The organism is Streptomyces sp. NPDC017095 (assembly GCF_044332325.1).
Classification (GTDB): Bacteria; Actinomycetota; Actinomycetes; order Streptomycetales; family Streptomycetaceae; genus Streptomyces.
Map to the genome: position 1 here is coordinate 25,905 of NZ_JBIROU010000022.1, position 16,923 is coordinate 42,827.

17 protein-coding genes are annotated in these 16,923 nt (G+C 72.2%); 9 read left to right on the plus strand and 8 right to left on the minus strand.

Going from position 1 to position 16,923, the window contains the following annotated elements; all coding sequences use genetic code 11:
• Positions 1-6: 6 nt before the first annotated feature.
• Positions 7-1,704 carry a RecQ family ATP-dependent DNA helicase gene (locus tag ACH4OA_RS31520; RefSeq protein WP_397972747.1) on the minus strand — a complete coding sequence of 566 codons (1,698 nt, stop codon included), beginning with the start codon at positions 1,702-1,704 and terminating at the stop codon, positions 7-9.
• A gap of 88 nt (positions 1,705-1,792) precedes the next feature.
• Positions 1,793-2,077, minus strand: coding sequence for a hypothetical protein (locus ACH4OA_RS31525; RefSeq protein ID WP_397972750.1), 285 nt, complete (start codon positions 2,075-2,077; stop codon positions 1,793-1,795).
• Between the two features lie 169 nt (positions 2,078-2,246).
• Here ACH4OA_RS31525 and ACH4OA_RS31530 point away from each other — a divergent pair, with 169 nt between their 5' ends.
• Both ACH4OA_RS31530 and ACH4OA_RS31535 read left to right on the plus strand, forming a co-directional pair.
• Positions 2,247-2,753, plus strand: a complete 507-nt coding sequence (locus ACH4OA_RS31530; RefSeq protein ID WP_397972752.1) for a carboxymuconolactone decarboxylase family protein — start codon at positions 2,247-2,249, stop codon at positions 2,751-2,753.
• A gap of 116 nt (positions 2,754-2,869) precedes the next feature.
• Positions 2,870-3,262 (plus strand): SgcJ/EcaC family oxidoreductase, encoded by a 393-nt coding sequence (locus tag ACH4OA_RS31535; RefSeq protein ID WP_365875904.1) that lies wholly within the window; start codon positions 2,870-2,872, stop codon positions 3,260-3,262.
• A 44-nt stretch (positions 3,263-3,306) separates the two neighbouring features.
• Here ACH4OA_RS31535 and ACH4OA_RS31540 read toward each other — a convergent pair whose 3' ends face one another.
• The 4 genes from ACH4OA_RS31540 to ACH4OA_RS31555 all read right to left on the minus strand — a co-directional run bounded on the left by ACH4OA_RS31540 (position 3,307) and on the right by ACH4OA_RS31555 (position 8,333).
• Complete coding sequence (locus tag ACH4OA_RS31540) at positions 3,307-4,521, minus strand: MFS transporter (RefSeq protein WP_397972754.1); 1,215 nt, start codon at positions 4,519-4,521, stop codon at positions 3,307-3,309.
• Between the two features lie 139 nt (positions 4,522-4,660).
• The gene (locus ACH4OA_RS31545) at positions 4,661-5,725 is read right to left on the minus strand and encodes an endonuclease/exonuclease/phosphatase family protein (protein WP_397972756.1); all 1,065 of its coding nucleotides are present in this window, start codon (positions 5,723-5,725) and stop codon (positions 4,661-4,663) included.
• A 186-nt stretch (positions 5,726-5,911) separates the two neighbouring features.
• Entirely contained in the window at positions 5,912-6,541 is a 630-nt protein-coding gene (locus tag ACH4OA_RS31550) for a TetR/AcrR family transcriptional regulator (protein ID WP_397943396.1), read from the minus strand.
• Between the two features lie 205 nt (positions 6,542-6,746).
• On the minus strand, positions 6,747-8,333 hold the full coding sequence (locus tag ACH4OA_RS31555; RefSeq protein WP_397943394.1) for an MFS transporter: 1,587 nt from the start codon (positions 8,331-8,333) through the stop codon (positions 6,747-6,749).
• 179 nt (positions 8,334-8,512) lie between these two features.
• On the opposite strand from ACH4OA_RS31555, the gene panB reads away from it, so the two are divergent.
• The 4 genes from panB to ACH4OA_RS31575 all read left to right on the plus strand — a co-directional run bounded on the left by panB (position 8,513) and on the right by ACH4OA_RS31575 (position 12,362).
• Positions 8,513-9,379, plus strand: a complete 867-nt coding sequence (gene panB / locus ACH4OA_RS31560) for a 3-methyl-2-oxobutanoate hydroxymethyltransferase (RefSeq protein ID WP_397945683.1) — start codon at positions 8,513-8,515, stop codon at positions 9,377-9,379.
• A 311-nt stretch (positions 9,380-9,690) separates the two neighbouring features.
• A complete protein-coding gene (locus ACH4OA_RS31565) occupies positions 9,691-11,223 on the plus strand; it encodes a zinc ribbon domain-containing protein (RefSeq protein ID WP_397945682.1) in 1,533 nt (510 codons plus the stop codon).
• 34 nt (positions 11,224-11,257) lie between these two features.
• Positions 11,258-11,635 carry a hypothetical protein gene (locus tag ACH4OA_RS31570; protein ID WP_397943389.1) on the plus strand — a complete coding sequence of 126 codons (378 nt, stop codon included), beginning with the start codon at positions 11,258-11,260 and terminating at the stop codon, positions 11,633-11,635.
• A gap of 16 nt (positions 11,636-11,651) precedes the next feature.
• On the plus strand, positions 11,652-12,362 hold the full coding sequence (locus ACH4OA_RS31575; protein WP_397945681.1) for a hypothetical protein: 711 nt from the start codon (positions 11,652-11,654) through the stop codon (positions 12,360-12,362).
• A 375-nt stretch (positions 12,363-12,737) separates the two neighbouring features.
• On the opposite strand, the gene ACH4OA_RS31580 is transcribed toward ACH4OA_RS31575, so the two are convergent.
• Complete coding sequence (locus ACH4OA_RS31580; protein ID WP_365879669.1) at positions 12,738-12,980, minus strand: acyl carrier protein; 243 nt, start codon at positions 12,978-12,980, stop codon at positions 12,738-12,740.
• Between the two features lie 306 nt (positions 12,981-13,286).
• Positions 13,287-14,441 carry a glutathione-independent formaldehyde dehydrogenase gene (locus ACH4OA_RS31585; RefSeq protein ID WP_365879671.1) on the minus strand — a complete coding sequence of 385 codons (1,155 nt, stop codon included), beginning with the start codon at positions 14,439-14,441 and terminating at the stop codon, positions 13,287-13,289.
• 208 nt (positions 14,442-14,649) lie between these two features.
• On the opposite strand from ACH4OA_RS31585, the gene ACH4OA_RS31590 reads away from it, so the two are divergent.
• The 3 genes from ACH4OA_RS31590 to ACH4OA_RS31600 all read left to right on the plus strand — a co-directional run bounded on the left by ACH4OA_RS31590 (position 14,650) and on the right by ACH4OA_RS31600 (position 16,917).
• Positions 14,650-14,841 (plus strand): hypothetical protein, encoded by a 192-nt coding sequence (locus ACH4OA_RS31590; RefSeq protein ID WP_397972758.1) that lies wholly within the window; start codon positions 14,650-14,652, stop codon positions 14,839-14,841.
• 238 nt (positions 14,842-15,079) lie between these two features.
• A complete protein-coding gene (locus ACH4OA_RS31595) occupies positions 15,080-16,099 on the plus strand; it encodes an ATP-binding cassette domain-containing protein (protein ID WP_365878327.1) in 1,020 nt (339 codons plus the stop codon).
• On the plus strand, positions 16,096-16,917 hold the full coding sequence (locus ACH4OA_RS31600; protein WP_397943384.1) for an ABC transporter permease: 822 nt from the start codon (positions 16,096-16,098) through the stop codon (positions 16,915-16,917). Before ACH4OA_RS31595 ends, ACH4OA_RS31600 begins: the two co-directional genes overlap by 4 nt.
• The last annotated feature ends 6 nt before the right edge of the window (positions 16,918-16,923 follow it).

Below are 16,923 nucleotides of genomic sequence, written 5' to 3' on the forward strand. Positions count from 1 at the left end.
GCGCCGTCAGGCGTCCGGCCGGTCCTCGCCGGGGCGGCGTACCACCGTGAGGAGGTGGTCGTGTCCGGCCAGGGCCGCGAGGGACAGGGTGTGGTAGCCGGCGCGGTCGAACAGCACGGTGATGCGGTCCGCCTCCTCGCTCAGCACGGTGCCCTCGCCGAACTGCTCGTGCCGCACCTCGGTCCCGGTCGGGTAGCGCCCCGCGGACCGTCCCGCGCCGTCCTGCGTCCCGGCTCCCGCGTCGCAGGTGTCGCAGTTGCCGCACGGGGCGTCGTAGGGCTCCCCGAAGTAGCCGAGCAGGAAGTGCCGCCGGCAGCCGGTCGTCTCGGCGTAGGCCCGCGCCATGTCCACCCGCGACCGGTCGGTACGGCGGTGCTCCTCGGCCGTCTCCTGCGCGCGCCGCACCGCCCGGCCGGGTGAGACGCCCTCGGCCGGGCGCACCTCGCCGTCCGGTTCGGTGTCGACGGCGCCGGCCTCCTCCAGGAGGTTGACCACCGCGGTGACCCGCCGCTTGGTCAGGCCCGTGTCCTCGTGCAGTTCGTCCAGGCCGGCCGGGTCCGCGCGGTGGTCGTGGACGGCCTCGGCGACCTGGGTCAGTGCCTCGCGGCCCGGCGCCCGGGTGGCGAAGAACGCCTGCATGCCGGTGTCCTTCGCCCGGTAGTGCAGGACGGCGAGGGCGGGCTGCCCGTCCCGGCCGCAGCGGCCTATCTCCTGGTAGTAGGCGTCCAGGGAGCCCGGCAGCGCCGCGTGCAGGACGAACCGTACGTCCTCCTTGTCGATGCCCATGCCGAACGCCGAGGTCGCCACGACGACATCGGCCTCGCCGGCGAGGAAGGCGTCGTGGACGCGGGAGCGCTCGGCGGCGCGCAGTCCGGCGTGGTAGGGCTCGGCGGCCAGTCCCAGCCCGGCCAGTTCGGCGGCGTACTGCTCGCTCTCCTTGCGGGTCGCCGCGTAGACGATGCCCGGCTTCGGCTCGGCGGCGGCGCGCTCCACGACGGCCCGCCGGCGTTCGTCCTCGTCGAGGAAGCGGCGGACCTCCAGCCGGATGTTCGGCCGGTCGAATCCGGTGACCATCAGCCGGGGCTCGCGCATGTCCAGCCGCTCGGCGATCTCCCGGCGCACCGGCGGGGCGGCGGTCGCGGTCAGGGCCAGGACCGGCGGCCGGCCCACGCGGTGCGCGGCCTGTCCGAGGCGCAGGTAGTCGGGCCGGAAGTCGTGGCCCCAGGACGAGACGCACTGGGCCTCGTCCACGACGAACAGGGCCGGGCGTGCCTCGGCCAGCCGGTCCACCACGTCGTCCCTGGCCAGTTGCTCGGGCGACAGGTAGACGAAGCGGGCCCGGCCGGCGCGTACGTCCTCCCAGGCCGCCTCCGTGTCCGCCGCGCCCAGGTCGGAGTTGATCGCGACGGCGCCCGGCGTCCGGTCGTCCTCGGGCAGACCGGCGATCTGGTCCCGCTGGAGGGCGAGCAGCGGGGAGACGACCACGACCGGGCCGGACAGCAGCAGCGCCGGGACCTGGTAGACGGCCGACTTCCCGGAGCCGGTCGGCATGACGACCAGGGTGTCGTGGCCGCGCAGCACCCACTCCATGGCCGTGAGCTGCTCGGGCAGCAGCCGCTCCCAGCCGAAGACATCGGCCGCCGTACGCCGCAGCCGCCCGGCGAGATCCTGCTCCCCGGAGCGCGACTCCGCCGTCCTCACCATCCGCACACCATCCGCACTGCTCCCTCACCCGTGACAGAAGCACCGGGTACCCGCCGGAAAGCCGCGTATCACTCCGCGCGGTGCGGCTTCAGGGCCGGGGATTGGTGCGCTGCCAGCGGGGGCGGGCGTCGGTGCCGCGGCGGCCGGCCACGGAGGCGCACCGGGGGCAGACGCGCTGCACCCGGTCCGCCGCGCCGCCGGACTCCGGGAACGTGTCGGCCCAGGCGACGCCCGGGAAGCGGACCAGTTGCGAGCGGCTGAGGGCCAGCCCGCAGACCGTCTGGTTCAGCCCCGGCTCCCAGGCGTGGACCTCCCCGGCGGGCAGCCGGCGGCGCCCCTCCTCCTCGTCGGTCCACTGTCCCGAGGCGGCCACTCGGTACGTCTTCCTTCTCACGGCACCACCTCCGGCTCGGCCTCCGCTGTCCGGGTTCCGCGTGCCCGGAACCCGGCGCTCCAAGCGCGCCCGCCGTGCGGCGGTCACCTTTCGCCGCCGTGATCCGTCAGAGCGGTGACAGCAACCTGAAAGCCCGAAGGAGACGGCGATGGAAGCACGTTCGATCACGGCGGAGGTCCCGATGGTTCCGCGGATGCCCGAGGACCCCGCGGCACTGGTCCCCGAGCTGGCGGAGGTGTCGGCGGCCCTGTTCAGGGTCACCGGCAACGGTTCCGTACCGCGCTCCACGATCAGCCTGGTGCAGCTCCGGGCCGGTCAGCTCGTGGGCAGCACCTACCTGACCGTGCTGCACACGGGGTTCCTGCGCAAGGCCGGGGAGCCGGAGGAGCGGATCACCTCGGTGGCGTCCTGGCCGGACTCGCCGTACTTCAGCGGTGCCGAGCGCGCCGCGCTGGCGCTGGCGGAAGCGGTGTTCCGGCCGTCCGCGGCCGGTGAGCGGGTCTCCGACGAGCTGTACGCGCAGGCGGCCGGCCACTACGAGCCCAAGGCGCTGGCCACGCTGATGTTCGCGATCGGCCAGGTCGGCTTCTTCATCCCGGTGGCGCTGATCGCCAAGCCGGTGCCCGGCCGGTCGTTCACCGACCCGTGGAAGTGACGGGAGCGGGACCGTGACCGGCCGGACGGTGCCGTGACCGGGCGGGCGGGAGCGGCCGGTCCGCGCGGCCGTCGGACCTTGACCTCAAGTCGGCTTGAGGTCGCAGAGTGATCCGCATGAGCACCGTAACCGCGGACACCGCGGCCATCGAGCAGGTCGTGGCCACCGTCGAGCGCACACAGCGGGCGAAGGACACCGAAGGGTTCCTCGCCCTGTTCCATCCCGACGCCCTCTGGACGACCGCCCACGGCAAGGTCCTCATCGGCCTCGACGCCATCGCCGAGTTCACCCGCGCCGTGCTGCCCGCCGCGAGCTGGGACGGCGAGGTCACCTACCAGGCCGTGCACATACGGTTCCTGCGGCCCGACGTGGCGGCCGTGAAGGTCCGCCAGGTCTACCACTCGGCGGAGGGCGGCACGGAAGGCGCTCCGCTGTACATCATGGCCAGGGAGAACGACGGGCGGTGGCTGCTGCACGCGTGCCAGAACACCGAAGTGCGGGCCGGCTAGCACGGGCCCGGTTCCCCGGCCGGGGAACCGGGCCCGTGCGGGTGTCAGTGGTGCAGGGCCCCCGTGCTCTCCGGTACGTGGGAGGCGATCACGCGGCCCGCGTGGGTGACGGCCCGGCGGCGGTCCACCGCGTACGCCAGACCCGCCACGGCCAGGCCGAGGACCGCGAGGGCCGCGCCCGCGAGGGCCGGGGACGTCGCGGCGAAACCGGCCGCCAGGGTGAGGCCGCCGATCCAGGCGCCGCCCGCGTTGGCCAGGTTGAAGGCGGCCTGGTTGGCCGAGGAGGCGAGGGACGGGGCCGCCGACGCCTTCTCCATCACCATGAGCTGGAGCGGGGAGCCGGTGACGAACGCCGCCATGCCCAGCAAGGTCACCGCCAGCGCCGCGCTCCACTGCGCCCGCATCAGGAGCGGGAACAGCAGCAGCACCAGCGTGAGGGAGAACAGGCCGCCGAACAGGGTGGTGCGCAGCGAGTGGTCCGCCAGGCGGCCGCCGAGCAGGTTGCCCGCGGTGGCGCCCACGCCGAACAGCGCCAGCAGCAGGGTGACGCTCGTCTCCGCGTAGCCCGCGGTGCCCGTCAGCATCGGGGTGATGTAGCTGTAGGCCGCGAAGAGCGCGCCGAAGCCGGCCACCGTCGTGCCGAGGGCCAGCCAGACCGGCAGGGAGCGCAGTGCGGCCAGTTCGCCGCGCAGGCCCGTCGCGGGCGCGGGCGTGTGATCGCGCGGGATGAGCAGGGCCAGCGAGGCGATCGCCGCCACGCCGATCGCGCTCACCGCGAGGAACGTGGCCCGCCAGCCGAAGTGCTGGCCCATGAGGGTGGCGGCGGGCACGCCGGCGATGTTGGCGACGGTCAGGCCGAGGAACATCAGCGACACCGAGCGGGCCTTGCGCTCCGGCGGGACCATCGCCGTGGCGACGACCGCGCCCACCCCGAAGAAGGCTCCGTGCGGCAGACCGCTGAGGAAGCGGGCGGCCAGCAGCGAGGTGTTGCCCGGGGCGAACGCCGACAGGGCGTTGCCCGCCACGAACAGGGCCATGAGCCAGATCAGCACCGTACGGCGGGACATGCGGGCGGTCACCGCGGCCAGCAGGGGCGCGCCGATCACCACGCCCAGCGCGTACGCCGAGACCAGGTGCCCGGCGGCCGGGATCGAGAGGTGCAGGTCGTCCGCGACGTCGGGCAGCAGGCCCATCATCACGAACTCGGTCGTACCGATGCCGAAGGCGCCCACGGCGAGGGCGAGCAGGGCCAGGGGCATGAGGGACCTTTCAGAGCGGAAGCGGGGGAGAGGATCGAGTCTCGCAGTATGTTCCAGTTCGAAACAAATGCGTGCCGATCGGCATTCCCCGCACGTCGCCCTTTTCCGCCGGATCGCCCAGGTCGGGTGGTCCGGCGGGTTACGAGCCCGTGTCCAGCTTCACACGGGCCGCCACCGGCAGATGGTCGCTGCGGGTGCGCGGCAGCGTCCAGGAGCTTTCCGGCTCCACGCCCTTGACCATGATCTGGTCGATGCGGGCCATCGGGAACGACGCCGGCCAGCTGAACCCGAAGCCGCTGCCCGCCGCGCCCTGCGTGGAGCGCAGCTGCGAGGTGACGCCGTTGAGCGAGCGGTCGTTCATGGTGCCGTTCAGATCGCCGAGCAGGATCACCCGCGGCAGGGTCTCGTCGGAGATCGCCTCGCCGAGCGCGGCGGCGCTCTTGTCCCGCTGTCGCGCGGTGAACCCGGCCGCCAGCTTCACCCGCACCGACGGCATGTGCGCGACGTAGACCGCGACCGGGCCCCGCGGGGTCGTCACGGTGGCGCGCATGGCCCGCTTCCAGCCCAGCTTGATGTCGACCGCCCGCACCTCGGTCATCGGGTAGCGGCTCCACAGTCCGACCGTGCCGACCACCGCGTGGTACTTGTACGTCGGCGCGAGCGCCCTGGCGTAGACCGGGACGGCGGAGGCGGGCAGTTCCTCCAGGGCCAGCAGGTCGGCGCCGGACGCGGCCACGTCGGTGGCGGTCGCGGCCGGGTCCGGGTTGTCGGCGTTGACGTTGTGGGTGGCCACCATCAGATCGCCGGCGCCCGCCGTGCCGCCGTCGCCCGTCTTGTCGGTCAGCAGCCCGCCGAAGAGGTTCAGCCAGACGACCGCCGGCAGCAGCACCGCGATGAGGGCGGTCGCCGACTTGCGCACCACGCCCAGCACCAGCAGCACCGGGATGGCCAGGCCGAGCCAGGGCAGGAACGTCTCGGTGAGACTGCCGAGGTTGCCCACCCGGTTGGGGATGCGGGAGTGCACCAGCATCACCAGGGCGAGCAGCAGGGACAGCACGGCGAGGACGGCGCCCCGGCGCCAGATCCGCGGATCGCCCCGCCAGCCGCCGAGCAGCCGGTGCGCCAGGCGTCGGAGCCGGGTCCCCGGTCGCTCGGGCCCCGAGCCGCCGTCCGCCGTCTCCGTCATGTACGCCTGCTGCGCCATACCGTCTGCCTCACTGCCTGCCGTGCACACCGTTCGTCCCCCCGTGCCTTCGACCCTAGGGGATGACCGGCTCCGTTCCCGCCGTCCCGTGACGGCCGTACGGAAGACGAGGACGAGCGGAGCGGTGGCGGGAGTTCCGGACAGCGGCGAACCGGCCGTGTCTGTGACGAAACGCGCACAGGAGTGCTACGAGGCTGTGGAGCTGACGGGCCGTAGGCCGGCCAGGACCGCGTCGACGATCTGCTCCGCCAGGTCCTCGGGCAGTTCGGCGTCGGGACGCATGACGGAGCGGACCAGGACCGGCCCGACGAACAGGTCGTTCGCCAGCTCCACGTCGACGTCCGGCCGCAGTTCGCCGTCGCGCTGGCCCCGGCGCAGCACGTCGAGGACCTGCTCGCGCCGGGGCGCTATGACGTTGTCGTGGTAGGCGGCCCAGATCCTCGGATTGCTCTTCATCTGGGCGTGCACGTTGTGCAGCAGGGCCGAGGAGCGGCTGGCCAGGCCCCGCTGCCGCAGGTTCTCCAGCAGGGCGAGCAGGTCGTCGCGCATGGACGTGCCGGGCAGTTCGGGCTCGGGCGGCTCGGCCGCGCGGACCACGTCGACGAACAGCTCCTCCTTGCCGCTCCAGCGGCGGTAGATGGTGGCCTTGCCGACCCCGGCCGTGCGGGCGATGCGCTCGATGGACAGCTCGGCGAGGGGCACGCCGTCCTCCAGGAGTCTCATCACTCCCTCCACGATGGCGTGTTCCACCGCGGCGCTGCGCGGGCGGCCCCGCGCGGGTACGTCCGGCCCGGGCCGGCTGTCGGCAAGGCTCACGTCGCTGTCCGTCCTCTCACTCACGCGCGGGCGTCGTCCCGCGCCTGCGGGATCGTCCCGCAGCGGCCCCCCTTCCCCCGTAGTGTCACTTCCCGTAGGGGTAATCCCCTGGAGCGGCGCTTCCCGGCAGGGACGCTTCCCGCAGGAGGCGTTCCCCGCAGACCCGCTCCCGCAGGGCCCGCTCCCGTCGGTCGCCGTGCCCGGGTCAGTCCGCCGTGGCGACCAGTTCCCGTTCCTGCTCGTCCTGCCGGCCGGCCGGCGGCCTGCCCGGCAGGAACAGGGCCGTCACCACGGCGCCGACCAGCGCGACGCCCGTACCGCACAGCGCGGTGATGTGCATGGCGTGCAGGAACGCGTCGTGGGCCGGGCCGACGAGGGCCTGGCCCCGCGGGCCCAGCTTCTCGGCGATGCCCAGGGTGGACTCGATGGACTCGGCGGCGGTGTCGCGCAGGCCGGGCGGCAGCGCGCCCAGCTTGTCCTCGATGCCGTTGCGGTAGGACGTGGCGAGGACCGAGCCGAGGACGGCGATGCCGAGGGCGCCGCCGACCTGGCGGAAGGTGTTGCTGAGCGCGGAGGCGGAGCCGGCCTTCTCGCGCGGCAGGGCCTGCATGATCACGACCGAGGTGGGCGTCATGATGTGCGCCATGCCGGTGCCCATGAGGAAGAAGACGACCTCCAGCAGCCAGATCGGCGTGTCGGCCTCGAACCCGGCGAACGCGGCCAGCGTCGCCGCGATCAGCAGCAGACCGGCGGTGGTGGTGGCCCGGTTGCCGAACCGGTCGACCACCAGCCGGGCGCGCGGCGCGAAGACGAGCTGGGCGAGGGCGAGCGGCAGCATCAGCACGCCGGACTCCAGCGGCGAGTAGCCGCGCACGCTCTGGGTGTAGAAGACGCCGAAGAAGGTGACGCCCATCAGCGCGAAGAAGACCAGCGCGATGGCGCTCATGGCGGCCGAGAAGGCCTTGTTCCTGAAGTAGCTGACGTCCAGCGACGGGTGGTCGCTGCGCTTCTCGAAGAGGACGAAGGCGACCAGCACGAGGACTCCGGCGGCGATGGTCGCCAGCACCTTGGCGTCGGTGAAGTCGGCCAGTTCGCCGCCCTTGATGATGCCGTAGACCAGCAGCACCAGGCCGACGACGGACAGGACCACGCCGACGGGGTCGAGGCGGCCGGGCCGGGGATCGCGGGAGTCGGGCACCAGCCAGGCCATCAGGACGAGCGCGACGATCACGATGGGCACGTTGACGAAGAAGACCGAGCCCCACCAGAAGTGGTCGAGGAGCGCGCCGCCGGTGATCGGGCCGATGGCGATGGCGAGGCCGACGCCGCCGGCCCAGATGCCGATGGCCTTGGGCTGCTCGTGGCGTTCGAAGACGTTCATCAGCACGGCCAGGGTGGCCGGCATCACGAAGGCGGCGCCGAGGGCCATCAGCGCGCGGTAGGCGATCAGCTGGCCGGGCGAGCCGGACTCGGCGGCGAGCGCGGAGCCGATGCCGAACACGAGGATGCCGCCGAGCAGCACCTTCTTGCGGCCGATCCGGTCGCCGATGAGCCCGGAGGTGAACAGCAGGCCGGCGAAGACCAGGGTGTAGGAGTTGATCGCCCACTCGATCTGGCCCTGGCTGGCACCGAGGCCGGTCGGCGCCGGGGTCGCGATGGTCTTGATGGCGACGTTCAGGATCGAGTTGTCGAGTACGACGATGAGCAGGCTCAGCATCAGTACGCCGAGGATCGCCCAGCGGCGCCGGTGCACGTCTTCCGGTATGCGGGAGACAGGGACGGGACTTGTCATGACCCCGAGCCTACGATCATTCCGATACGGAACGGTCTCGTATCTTAATTCTTTGCCAACGCCTTACGCAGCGTGACTCACAGGGGGTCCCCCTGGTCGCCGCCGGTACGAGGTGCCACCATGGAGACGATCCGGGGACGCCGTCAGGGCGCCCCGAGATGACTGAAGGAGCCGTTGCCATGACGCAGCTTTCGGCTGCCCGCACGAACCCCTCCGACGGCAGCAAGGCGCTGTACGGAGGAAAGGGCACCCGCCGCATCACCGTCCGCGACATCACGCTCGCCAAGGAGCGGGGCGAGAAGTGGCCCATGCTCACCGCCTACGACGCGATGACCGCGTCCGTCTTCGACGAGGCCGGCATCCCGGTGATCCTGGTCGGCGACTCGGCCGGCAACTGTCACCTCGGGTACGAGACCACCGTACCCGTCACGCTGGACGAGATGACCATGCTCTCGGCCGCCGTCGTCCGCGGCACGGGGCGCGCCCTCATCGTCGGCGACCTGCCGTTCGGCTCCTACCAGGAGGGTCCGGTGCAGGCGCTGCGCTCGGCGACCCGGCTGGTGAAGGAGGCCGGGGTCGGCGCGGTCAAGCTGGAGGGCGGCGAGCGCTCGCACGAGCAGATCCGGCTGCTGGTGGAGTCCGGCATCCCGGTCATGGCCCACATCGGGCTGACCCCGCAGTCCGTCAACGCGATGGGCTACCGCGTGCAGGGCCGCGGCGAGGAGGCGGCGGCGCAGCTGCTGCGGGACGCGAAGGCCGTGCAGGACGCGGGCGCGTTCGCGGTGGTGCTGGAGCTGGTGCCGGCGGAGCTGGCGGCCGAGGTGACGCGCGTGCTGCACATCCCGACGGTCGGCATCGGCGCGGGACCGGAGACGGACGCGCAGGTGCTGGTGTGGACCGACATGCTGGGGCTGACGTCGGGCCGGGTGCCGAAGTTCGTCAAGCAGTACGCCGACCTGCGCGCGGTCATGACCGGCGCGGCCCAGGCGTTCGCCGAGGACGTCGTCGGCGGCACCTTCCCGGCCCCGGAGCACTCCGTCCACTAGGGCCCGCCCGAGCCCGGGAGCACCCCGGCCCGGGAGCGCCCCGGCCGCCGGACCATCGCGGCACCACCGCGGACAGCCCGCCGATCTTCCCCCGTCGGCGGGCTGTCCCTTTTCCGGTGGCGACCCGGCCGGCCTCCGGTGGCACCCGGCCGGCCGCCCCGCACCTTTGGCCACAACTTTCTCCGTTCGCAAGGGAGTTGGCTCGAACTCCGGGTAACGGAGTGGCGTCGAAAACCCGCCGGGGGCTCCCCTGACGCTGTCCGGGTGGTGCACTTGACGATGTGGGACGTCTCACATTCGGGGGAGCGACGATGGCCCAGCTTCAGACCGCCTGTTCCGCTTGTTCCGCCGCCGCCGTGCCGGGCGCGGCCTTCTGCGGCGAGTGCGGATCCGCACTGACCGCGGCCGGCCCGCCGCCCGCGGCCCGCCCGGCCCACGGCCTCACCGTCCCGCGCTGGACCGGCGGCCGGGACCTGACCCGCTACATGTGCGCGGCCGTCTACCTGGACCGGCCGTACGCCGACTCGCTCATCCGGGACATCGCCGCCGAACCGCACCTCGGCGTGGCACCGGCTCCCGGCTGTGACGTGCCCGTGGTCCTGCGGCACGCCTACCAGGCCAACGCCCGGCGGCACGCCCGGGACCTGCTGCTGGCGGCCGAGTTCGTGATCCTGGTCGTCGGCTGGCTGATGGGCAGCGGCCTGGCGGCGTTCCTGCTGTTCGTGTTCGGCTGGCTGACGACGCTGGGGTTCGCGCTCTCCACCCAGTACGGCGAACACCTCCAGCGGCTGCGCCCGGACCGCTTCGACCCGGCCCAGGCACCGCCGCCGCCCAACGACTCCGCCGCCCGGCGCCTGCGCCAGATCGACGAGTACGCGCACGGCAACCTCACCGTCTACAGCGACTTCTCGCCGTTCACCGGATACGGCCAGGAACTGGACTCCTGGTCGCTGAGCTTCGACGTGACCGCGCCGGGACACGACGGCGTGGCGCCCCGGGAGTTCGACGTCGCGGACCTGTACGCGCACATCGCCCGGCGGGTCGGCGAGCTGTCGCTGCCCTGCCTGGAGCTTCAGGAGCGGGTCTTCGTGGAGGGCACGGCGGTGCTGGGCGACCCCCGGTTCCTGCCGGACCCGCTCGGCCGTCCCGTGGCCCAGATCGGCCGGGACCGGCTCGACGCGCTGAAGCGGGCCCCGGAGGAGACCGCGCGCGTCTATCTCGTCACGCACTCCTCGGGCTGGGGCGGCGAACTGGTCACCTCGCTGTTCCTGCGGCTCGTGCGCTCGGACTCCAACCTGTTCGTGGAGGCCCTGCCCACCGTGCTGTGCCCGCTGCTGGACCGCTACCGGACCATCGACAGCCTGATGCCGGCCCCCTCGCCGCGCGAGTTCCTCGGGATGGCGCTGCAGAGCCTGGCCAGCACGCCGTTCGTGCTGATCGCCTCGCCGGCCCGCGCGGTGACGGGCTTCTTCCCGGACTTCCGGATGCACAGCCGGCTGCGCAAGCAGCACCGGCGGATCACCCGGCTGAAGATGTTCGACTACGGAGCGCGCCAGAGCGTGCGGCAGCTCGCCTCCGCCACGGACCACCAACGGTACTTCCAGAAGGTCGACTCCGGCATGGTCCTCAAGACCGCCGAACGGCGCATCCTGGACGCCCTGGTGGAGTTCGCCGTGGACCACGGCATCGACGCGGGCGACCTGATCAAGCGTCAGGAGACCATCATCAACAACGGCATCATCGCCACCGCCGGCGCGAGGGTCGAGTCGAGCGCGGTCGCCTCGGGCGACAGGTCCCGCATCTCCACCATCCTCAAGAAGATTCCGCGGCCCAACACGGACTGAGGCCGCGGCCCACCGGACGACGAACGGGGACCCCATGGACGGACGCAGCAACGACGGCGTCATCGCGACGGGCAACGCCCAGGTGAGGAACGCGGTGGTGGCGAGCGGCAGCAACGCGCGCGTCGACTTCCGCGTCACGGAGCAGCCGTCGGCCGGGCCCGGACCCGCGCCGACCCCGGCCGAGGTCAGCGAGCTGCTGGCCCGGTTCATCGAGGAAGTGCGCCGCTCGGACCACCCGGAGCGGGCGGACCTGGCGGAGTTCGCCGAGGACGCGCGCGAGGAGCTGGCCGCGCCGGAGCCCCGGACGGGCAAGCTGCGCCGGGTCGCGAAGGCGCTGGTGGACGCCGTACCCGGGTTCGCCGCGCTGGCCTCGCTCGCGGTGACCATCGAAGAAGCCGTCCGGGGCCTGTAGACGGGGGCGGGACACCATGCGCTTCTGCGTTCAGTGCGGCGCGCGCGTCACGGACGCCGGCGGGCCGGTCTGCCCGGACTGCGGCGCGCCGCGCCCCGCCGCCGGTCCGGCCGGGACCGCCGGCCGGACCGGGTACGTGCGGATCGGCGCCACCCGGCTGCCCCGCTGGCTGCCGTGGGCGCTGGCGGCGGTCCTGGTGGCCGGCGGCGTGTCGGTCGCGGTGGCCGTCGCCCACCGCCCCGGCCCGGCGGCCGGCGCGCCCGCCGGCCTGGTCTCCCCCTGGCCCACGGACGACGGCCAGGACACCGTCCCGTCGCCGTACGACGACGGGTCCACCGCGCCGGAGACACCGGAGACCTACCCCGGTGACGACTCCGCCACGGAGGACGGCGGCGGGTACGACACCGGCACCCCGACGCCCGGACCGTCGGACACCCAGGACGCGAGCACGGTCGTCACGACGTACTACGACTACCTGAACGCCGGGGACTACCCGGCGGCCTGGGCCCTGGGCGGCTCCCGCCTCTACCAGGGCTCCTACACCAAGTGGGTGGCGGGCTTCGCCGGCACGGCCCACGTCGAGGTGACCGCCTCCGACACCGGCGGCGGCGAGGTCCGCGCCGACCTCCGGGCGACCCAGGACGACGGCAGCGTCCGCGTGTTCACGGGCACCTACACCGTGACGGACGGCCGCATCACCGGCGCCCGCATCCGGGAGGTGTCCTAGTGCTTGAAAATTTCCGCAAGCCCTTCCGGTACCGCCTCCATCCGGACCGGCTCCGACCAGCCCCGCCTCCGACGCCCTCGGCACACGGAAGCCCTCGAGGTCGCGAGGCCCCGCGGTTCCCCGGGGAGCGCCCCTGCGCTGCGAGGGATCTCGGCGAACTCTCGCCGGGAGACCGCTTGGGCACCGGCCGTCGCCGGCATGCGTGCGGCAATCCGACGAGCCGCCAGGACGGCGCGAACCAAGCGCCGGTTGAGTACCACCGGAACCCTTGACCGGCGCCTGCCGTGACGGTCACCGCAGCCTCGGCCGCGGCCCGCATTCCTGGAGCGTCCTCTTGAGATCCTTCGTGCACCCTCGTGCGCGGTCAGGGCGTCGTCAGCGGACGGCGGGGCCGGCCTCCTCGGTGCCGGACAGCTCGGCCAGGAACTGGTGACAGCGGGCCGCGCGTCCGGAGTCCTGCTCCATGACGGTACGGAAGAACTCGGCTATCTCCTCCTTGTTCGCGTTCTCCGCGTCGCGCACGTACTGGCCGTAGTCGTGCCCGGCCTTCAGCGAGTGGTACTGCACGGAGATGAGGTCGTACACGAGGTCGCTGAAGCCTGTTTCACCCGTGGCCATGAGCCCTCCCGGATGTGTGAGACGTGCATCGGAGGCCGGGTTTCACCGCTCCGGCGGCCCAAACCGTGAGGGTCTCCGCCTGCCTGCTCACCGCGGGCCTGACGGCCGACGGGCCCCCTGACCGAGCCCCCGGCGAAGGCGGCGGCGGTCGCCGCCGGCAGGGCCGAGGCGGCCACAGAGGCGTACTCCCCATGGACGGCAGGGCGCGGATGGGGGCCACGGGGTCCGGGGGCAGGGAGACCTGGCCGGTGCCGCGGGGCCGCTGCGGGAAAACGGTCCCACGGCACCGGGAACGGCACGGGGCGCTCAGGCCTGCGGGTGCAGCACGACCTTGGTGTAGCCCTCGATCCGCTTGTCGAACTTCTCGTACGCCGTCGGCGCCTGCTCCAGCGGCAGCTCGTGCGACACGACGAAGCTGGGCGTCGCACGCCCAGCGATGATCAAGTCGCGTAGCTGACGGTTGTACCGCTTGACGTTGCACTGGCCGGTGCCCATACGCAGCCCCTTCTCGAAGAGACGCCCGACGGCGACGACCAGCATGCCCTGCTTGGCCTGCTCGTCCGGCCCGCCGGGGTCGCGTGGCACATACAGCCCCGGCACACCCAGGGCGCCCGTCGGGCGGACCGTGTCGATGAGCGAGTTCAGCACGGTCGCCGGTTCCTCCCGGTCCTCGCCGTCCTCGGGATGAGCCTGCGCCTGTGCCTGGTAGCCGACGGCGTCGATGCCCTTGTCGGTGCCTTCGCCCGCGGTGTGCTCCTTGATCTGTTCCACCGCGCTGCCTTCGGTGAAGTCGATCGGCACGGCACCGATCTCCTCCGCCTTCTGCAGCCGTTCCGCGACCCGGTCGACCACGAACACCTTGCTCGCGCCGCGCAGCATCGCCGAGTAGGCCGCCATCAGGCCGACCGGGCCACCGCCGTAGACCGCGACACTCTCGCCGGGACGTACGTCGGCCAGCTCGTTGCCGTGGTAGCCGGTCGGGAAGATGTCGGCGAGCAGGACGAAGTCGGTCTCCTTCTCGGTGCCCTCGGGCAGCTTCAGACAGTTGAAGTCGGCGTACGGCACGCGTACGTACTCGGCCTGACCGCCCACGAAGGGCCCCATGGCGACGTACCCGTAGGCGCCGCCGGCGAAGCCCGGGTTCACCGTCACGCAGAAGCCCGTGAGACCGGCCGTGCAGTTCTTGCAGAAGCCGCAGGCCACGTTGAAGGGCATGACGACCCGGTCACCGTTGCCGAGCGAGGTCACACCGTCGCCGGTCTCCTCGATGACGCCGAGGTTCTCGTGGCCGAAGACGATGCCCGGCTCGGCGGCGGTACGGCCCTCGTACATGTGCAGGTCCGAACCGCAGATGGCGGTGGACGTGACCCGGACGATCACGTCGTTCGGGTGCTGGATCCGGGGATCTTCCACTTGCTCGACCGCTACTTCGAACGGTCCCTTGTACACGACGGCCCTCATCCTCGGGCACCTCCACTCGTGTGCTGGTGCGCTCACGCTGGGGAACGGCGATGCCGGGGCCGCTGCATCCGACAGGGAAAAGGGTCTCGGCCCGCAGTCCGACCGGCCTCATGTGCTGCGCCTCATACTCCAGACTGGTACATAATGAGAAGATTTGCACGGGAGGGACTGCAATAGCCTCTTTGTGCATGCGGAAGGACCCATAACCTTGTCACGACGTCTCGGCACCCTGCTCGTCCCGGTCTCCGGTCTGTCCGGCACCACGTATCCGGAGGGGACGCGCGTGGCCATACGCGGCACCGGCGGCTCCGTCGACGGCTTCGTCAACGGAGACTGGCTTCCGCTCGCCTGGTGGGAGTTCGCCGACATCCGCCAAAAGGACATCCCCGACGGCAGGTGAGGCGAACCGCGCGGAATATCCGGCGAGAAGCAGCGTTCGACCACGTTGCCCCGCTTGTAGAGCTGCTTGTCGAAATCGGACAGTCCATGGCGACGTATCACCCGGCCGTGATCCCCGACCGAAGATCATTTGACGACAGACCCTAGAGCCCGCGCCGACAGGCCGCCCACAGCCGCCGCGCCGGCGCTGTAGGCGGCCTGTCGGCGGTTTGTCGGCGGGCCCTGGCAGGGTCGTCCCCATGACACGCATCGACGACAACCCCGCCGGCGGACGCTCCGCCGTGACCGTACGGGGGCTGGTCAAGCACTACGGCGAGACCAAGGCGCTGGACGGTGTCGACCTGGACGTGCGCGAGGGCACCGTGATGGGTGTGCTCGGGCCGAACGGCGCCGGCAAGACCACGCTCGTACGCATCCTGTCCACCCTGATCACCCCGGACGCCGGCCAGGCCACCGTGGCCGGCTACGACGTCGTGCGCCAGCCCCGGCAGCTGCGCCGGGTCATCGGCCTGACCGGGCAGTACGCGTCCGTGGACGAGAAGCTGCCGGGCTGGGAGAACCTCTACCTGATCGGCCGGCTGCTCGACCTGTCCCGCAAGGACGCCCGGGCCCGCGCCGACGAACTGCTGGAACGGTTCTCCCTGACCGAGGCCGCCCGGCGCCCGGCGGCCACCTACTCCGGCGGTATGCGGCGCCGGCTGGACCTGGCCGCCTCGATGATCGGCCGGCCGGCCGTGCTGTACCTGGACGAGCCCACCACCGGCCTCGATCCCCGCACCCGCAACGAGGTGTGGGACGAGGTCAAGGCGATGGTCGGCGAGGGCGTCACCGTGCTGCTCACCACCCAGTACATGGAGGAGGCCGAACAGCTCGCCTCCGAGCTGACCGTGGTGGACCGCGGCCGGGTCATCGCGCGCGGCGGCATCGAGGAGCTGAAGGCCCGCGTCGGCGGGCGCACGCTGCGGGTCCGCCCGGTCGACCCGCTGGAGCTGCGCCCGCTCGCCGCCCTGCTGGACGAGCTGGGCCTGACCGGGCTCGCGGCCACCACCGTGGACCCCGAGTCCGGGACCCTGCTGGTGCCGGTCCTCAGCGACGAGCAGCTCACCGCGGTGGTCGGCGCGGTCACCGCGCGCGGCATCACCCTGTCCTCCATCACCACCGAACTGCCCAGCCTGGACGAGGTGTTCCTGTCCCTCACCGGCCACCGTGCCAGTGCCCCGCAGGACACCGCTCCCGACCGCCAGGAGGTCGCCGTATGAGCGCCGCCACCCTCGCCCCGTCCGCCCCGCAGGCCGACACGCCGATCCCGCTGCGCGGCCATCTGCGGCACACCGGCGCGCTGATCCGCCGCAACCTGCTGTGGATCCGCCAGGACCCGGAGTCGATGTTCGACGCCATCCTGTTCCCGGTGGTCTTCACCCTGCTGTTCGTGTACGTCTTCGGCGGCTCCATCGGCAAGTCGCTGGGCGGCGGGCAGGACCAGTACGTGCAGTACGTGGTGCCCGGACTGCTGGCCATGATGGGCATGAACATGGCCCAGGGAGTCGGCACCGGCTTCAACCAGGACTTCAACTCCGGTGTCATGGACCGGTTCCGCTCGCTGCCCATCGGGCGCGGCTCCGTCCTCGTCGCGAAGATCGCGGTGGAGCTGATGCGGATGCTGTTCGCGACCGTGGTGCTGCTGATCGTCGCCCTGCTCGTGGGCTACGACGTGGAGAGCTGGAGCGGCCTGCTGGGCTCCGTGGCGCTGTCCGCGCTGTTCGGCTCGGCGCTGATGTGGGTGTTCCTGACCCTCGGCGTCACGATGAAGAACGCGCAGTCGGTGCAGGCCATGGGCTTCCTGGTGCTGATGCCGCTGCAGTTCGGCTCCTCGATCTTCGCGCCGACCGCGTCGATGCCGGGCTGGCTCCAGGCGTTCACCGACTACAACCCGCTCTCCGCGCTGGCCGACTGCGCGCGCGGGCTGATGGCGGGCGGGCCGGTCGCGCACCCGCTGTGGGTGACGGTCCTGTGGTCCGTGGGGCTGACCGCGGTGATGGCCCCGGTCGCCGTCCACAAGTTCCGCACCAAGAGCTGACCGCTC

Excerpts from the sequence above, each read along its gene's own strand:
- ACH4OA_RS31555 (WP_397943394.1), bottom strand. The coding sequence starts at position 8,333 with ATGACAAGTCCCGTCCCTGTCTCCCGCATACCGGAAGACGTGCACCGG.
- ACH4OA_RS31535 (WP_365875904.1), top strand. The coding sequence starts at position 2,870 with ATGAGCACCGTAACCGCGGACACCGCGGCCATCGAGCAGGTCGTGGCC.
- ACH4OA_RS31530 (WP_397972752.1), top strand. The coding sequence starts at position 2,247 with ATGGAAGCACGTTCGATCACGGCGGAGGTCCCGATGGTTCCGCGGATG.
- ACH4OA_RS31520 (WP_397972747.1), bottom strand. The coding sequence starts at position 1,704 with ATGGTGAGGACGGCGGAGTCGCGCTCCGGGGAGCAGGATCTCGCCGGG.
- ACH4OA_RS31565 (WP_397945682.1), top strand. The coding sequence starts at position 9,691 with ATGGCCCAGCTTCAGACCGCCTGTTCCGCTTGTTCCGCCGCCGCCGTG.
- ACH4OA_RS31570 (WP_397943389.1), top strand. The coding sequence starts at position 11,258 with ATGGACGGACGCAGCAACGACGGCGTCATCGCGACGGGCAACGCCCAG.
- ACH4OA_RS31575 (WP_397945681.1), top strand. The coding sequence starts at position 11,652 with ATGCGCTTCTGCGTTCAGTGCGGCGCGCGCGTCACGGACGCCGGCGGG.
- ACH4OA_RS31545 (WP_397972756.1), bottom strand. The coding sequence starts at position 5,725 with ATGGCGCAGCAGGCGTACATGACGGAGACGGCGGACGGCGGCTCGGGG.
- ACH4OA_RS31595 (WP_365878327.1), top strand. The coding sequence starts at position 15,080 with ATGACACGCATCGACGACAACCCCGCCGGCGGACGCTCCGCCGTGACC.
- ACH4OA_RS31580 (WP_365879669.1), bottom strand. The coding sequence starts at position 12,980 with ATGGCCACGGGTGAAACAGGCTTCAGCGACCTCGTGTACGACCTCATC.
- ACH4OA_RS31585 (WP_365879671.1), bottom strand. The coding sequence starts at position 14,441 with ATGAGGGCCGTCGTGTACAAGGGACCGTTCGAAGTAGCGGTCGAGCAA.
- ACH4OA_RS31540 (WP_397972754.1), bottom strand. The coding sequence starts at position 4,521 with ATGCCCCTGGCCCTGCTCGCCCTCGCCGTGGGCGCCTTCGGCATCGGT.
- panB (WP_397945683.1), top strand. The coding sequence starts at position 8,513 with ATGACGCAGCTTTCGGCTGCCCGCACGAACCCCTCCGACGGCAGCAAG.
- ACH4OA_RS31600 (WP_397943384.1), top strand. The coding sequence starts at position 16,096 with ATGAGCGCCGCCACCCTCGCCCCGTCCGCCCCGCAGGCCGACACGCCG.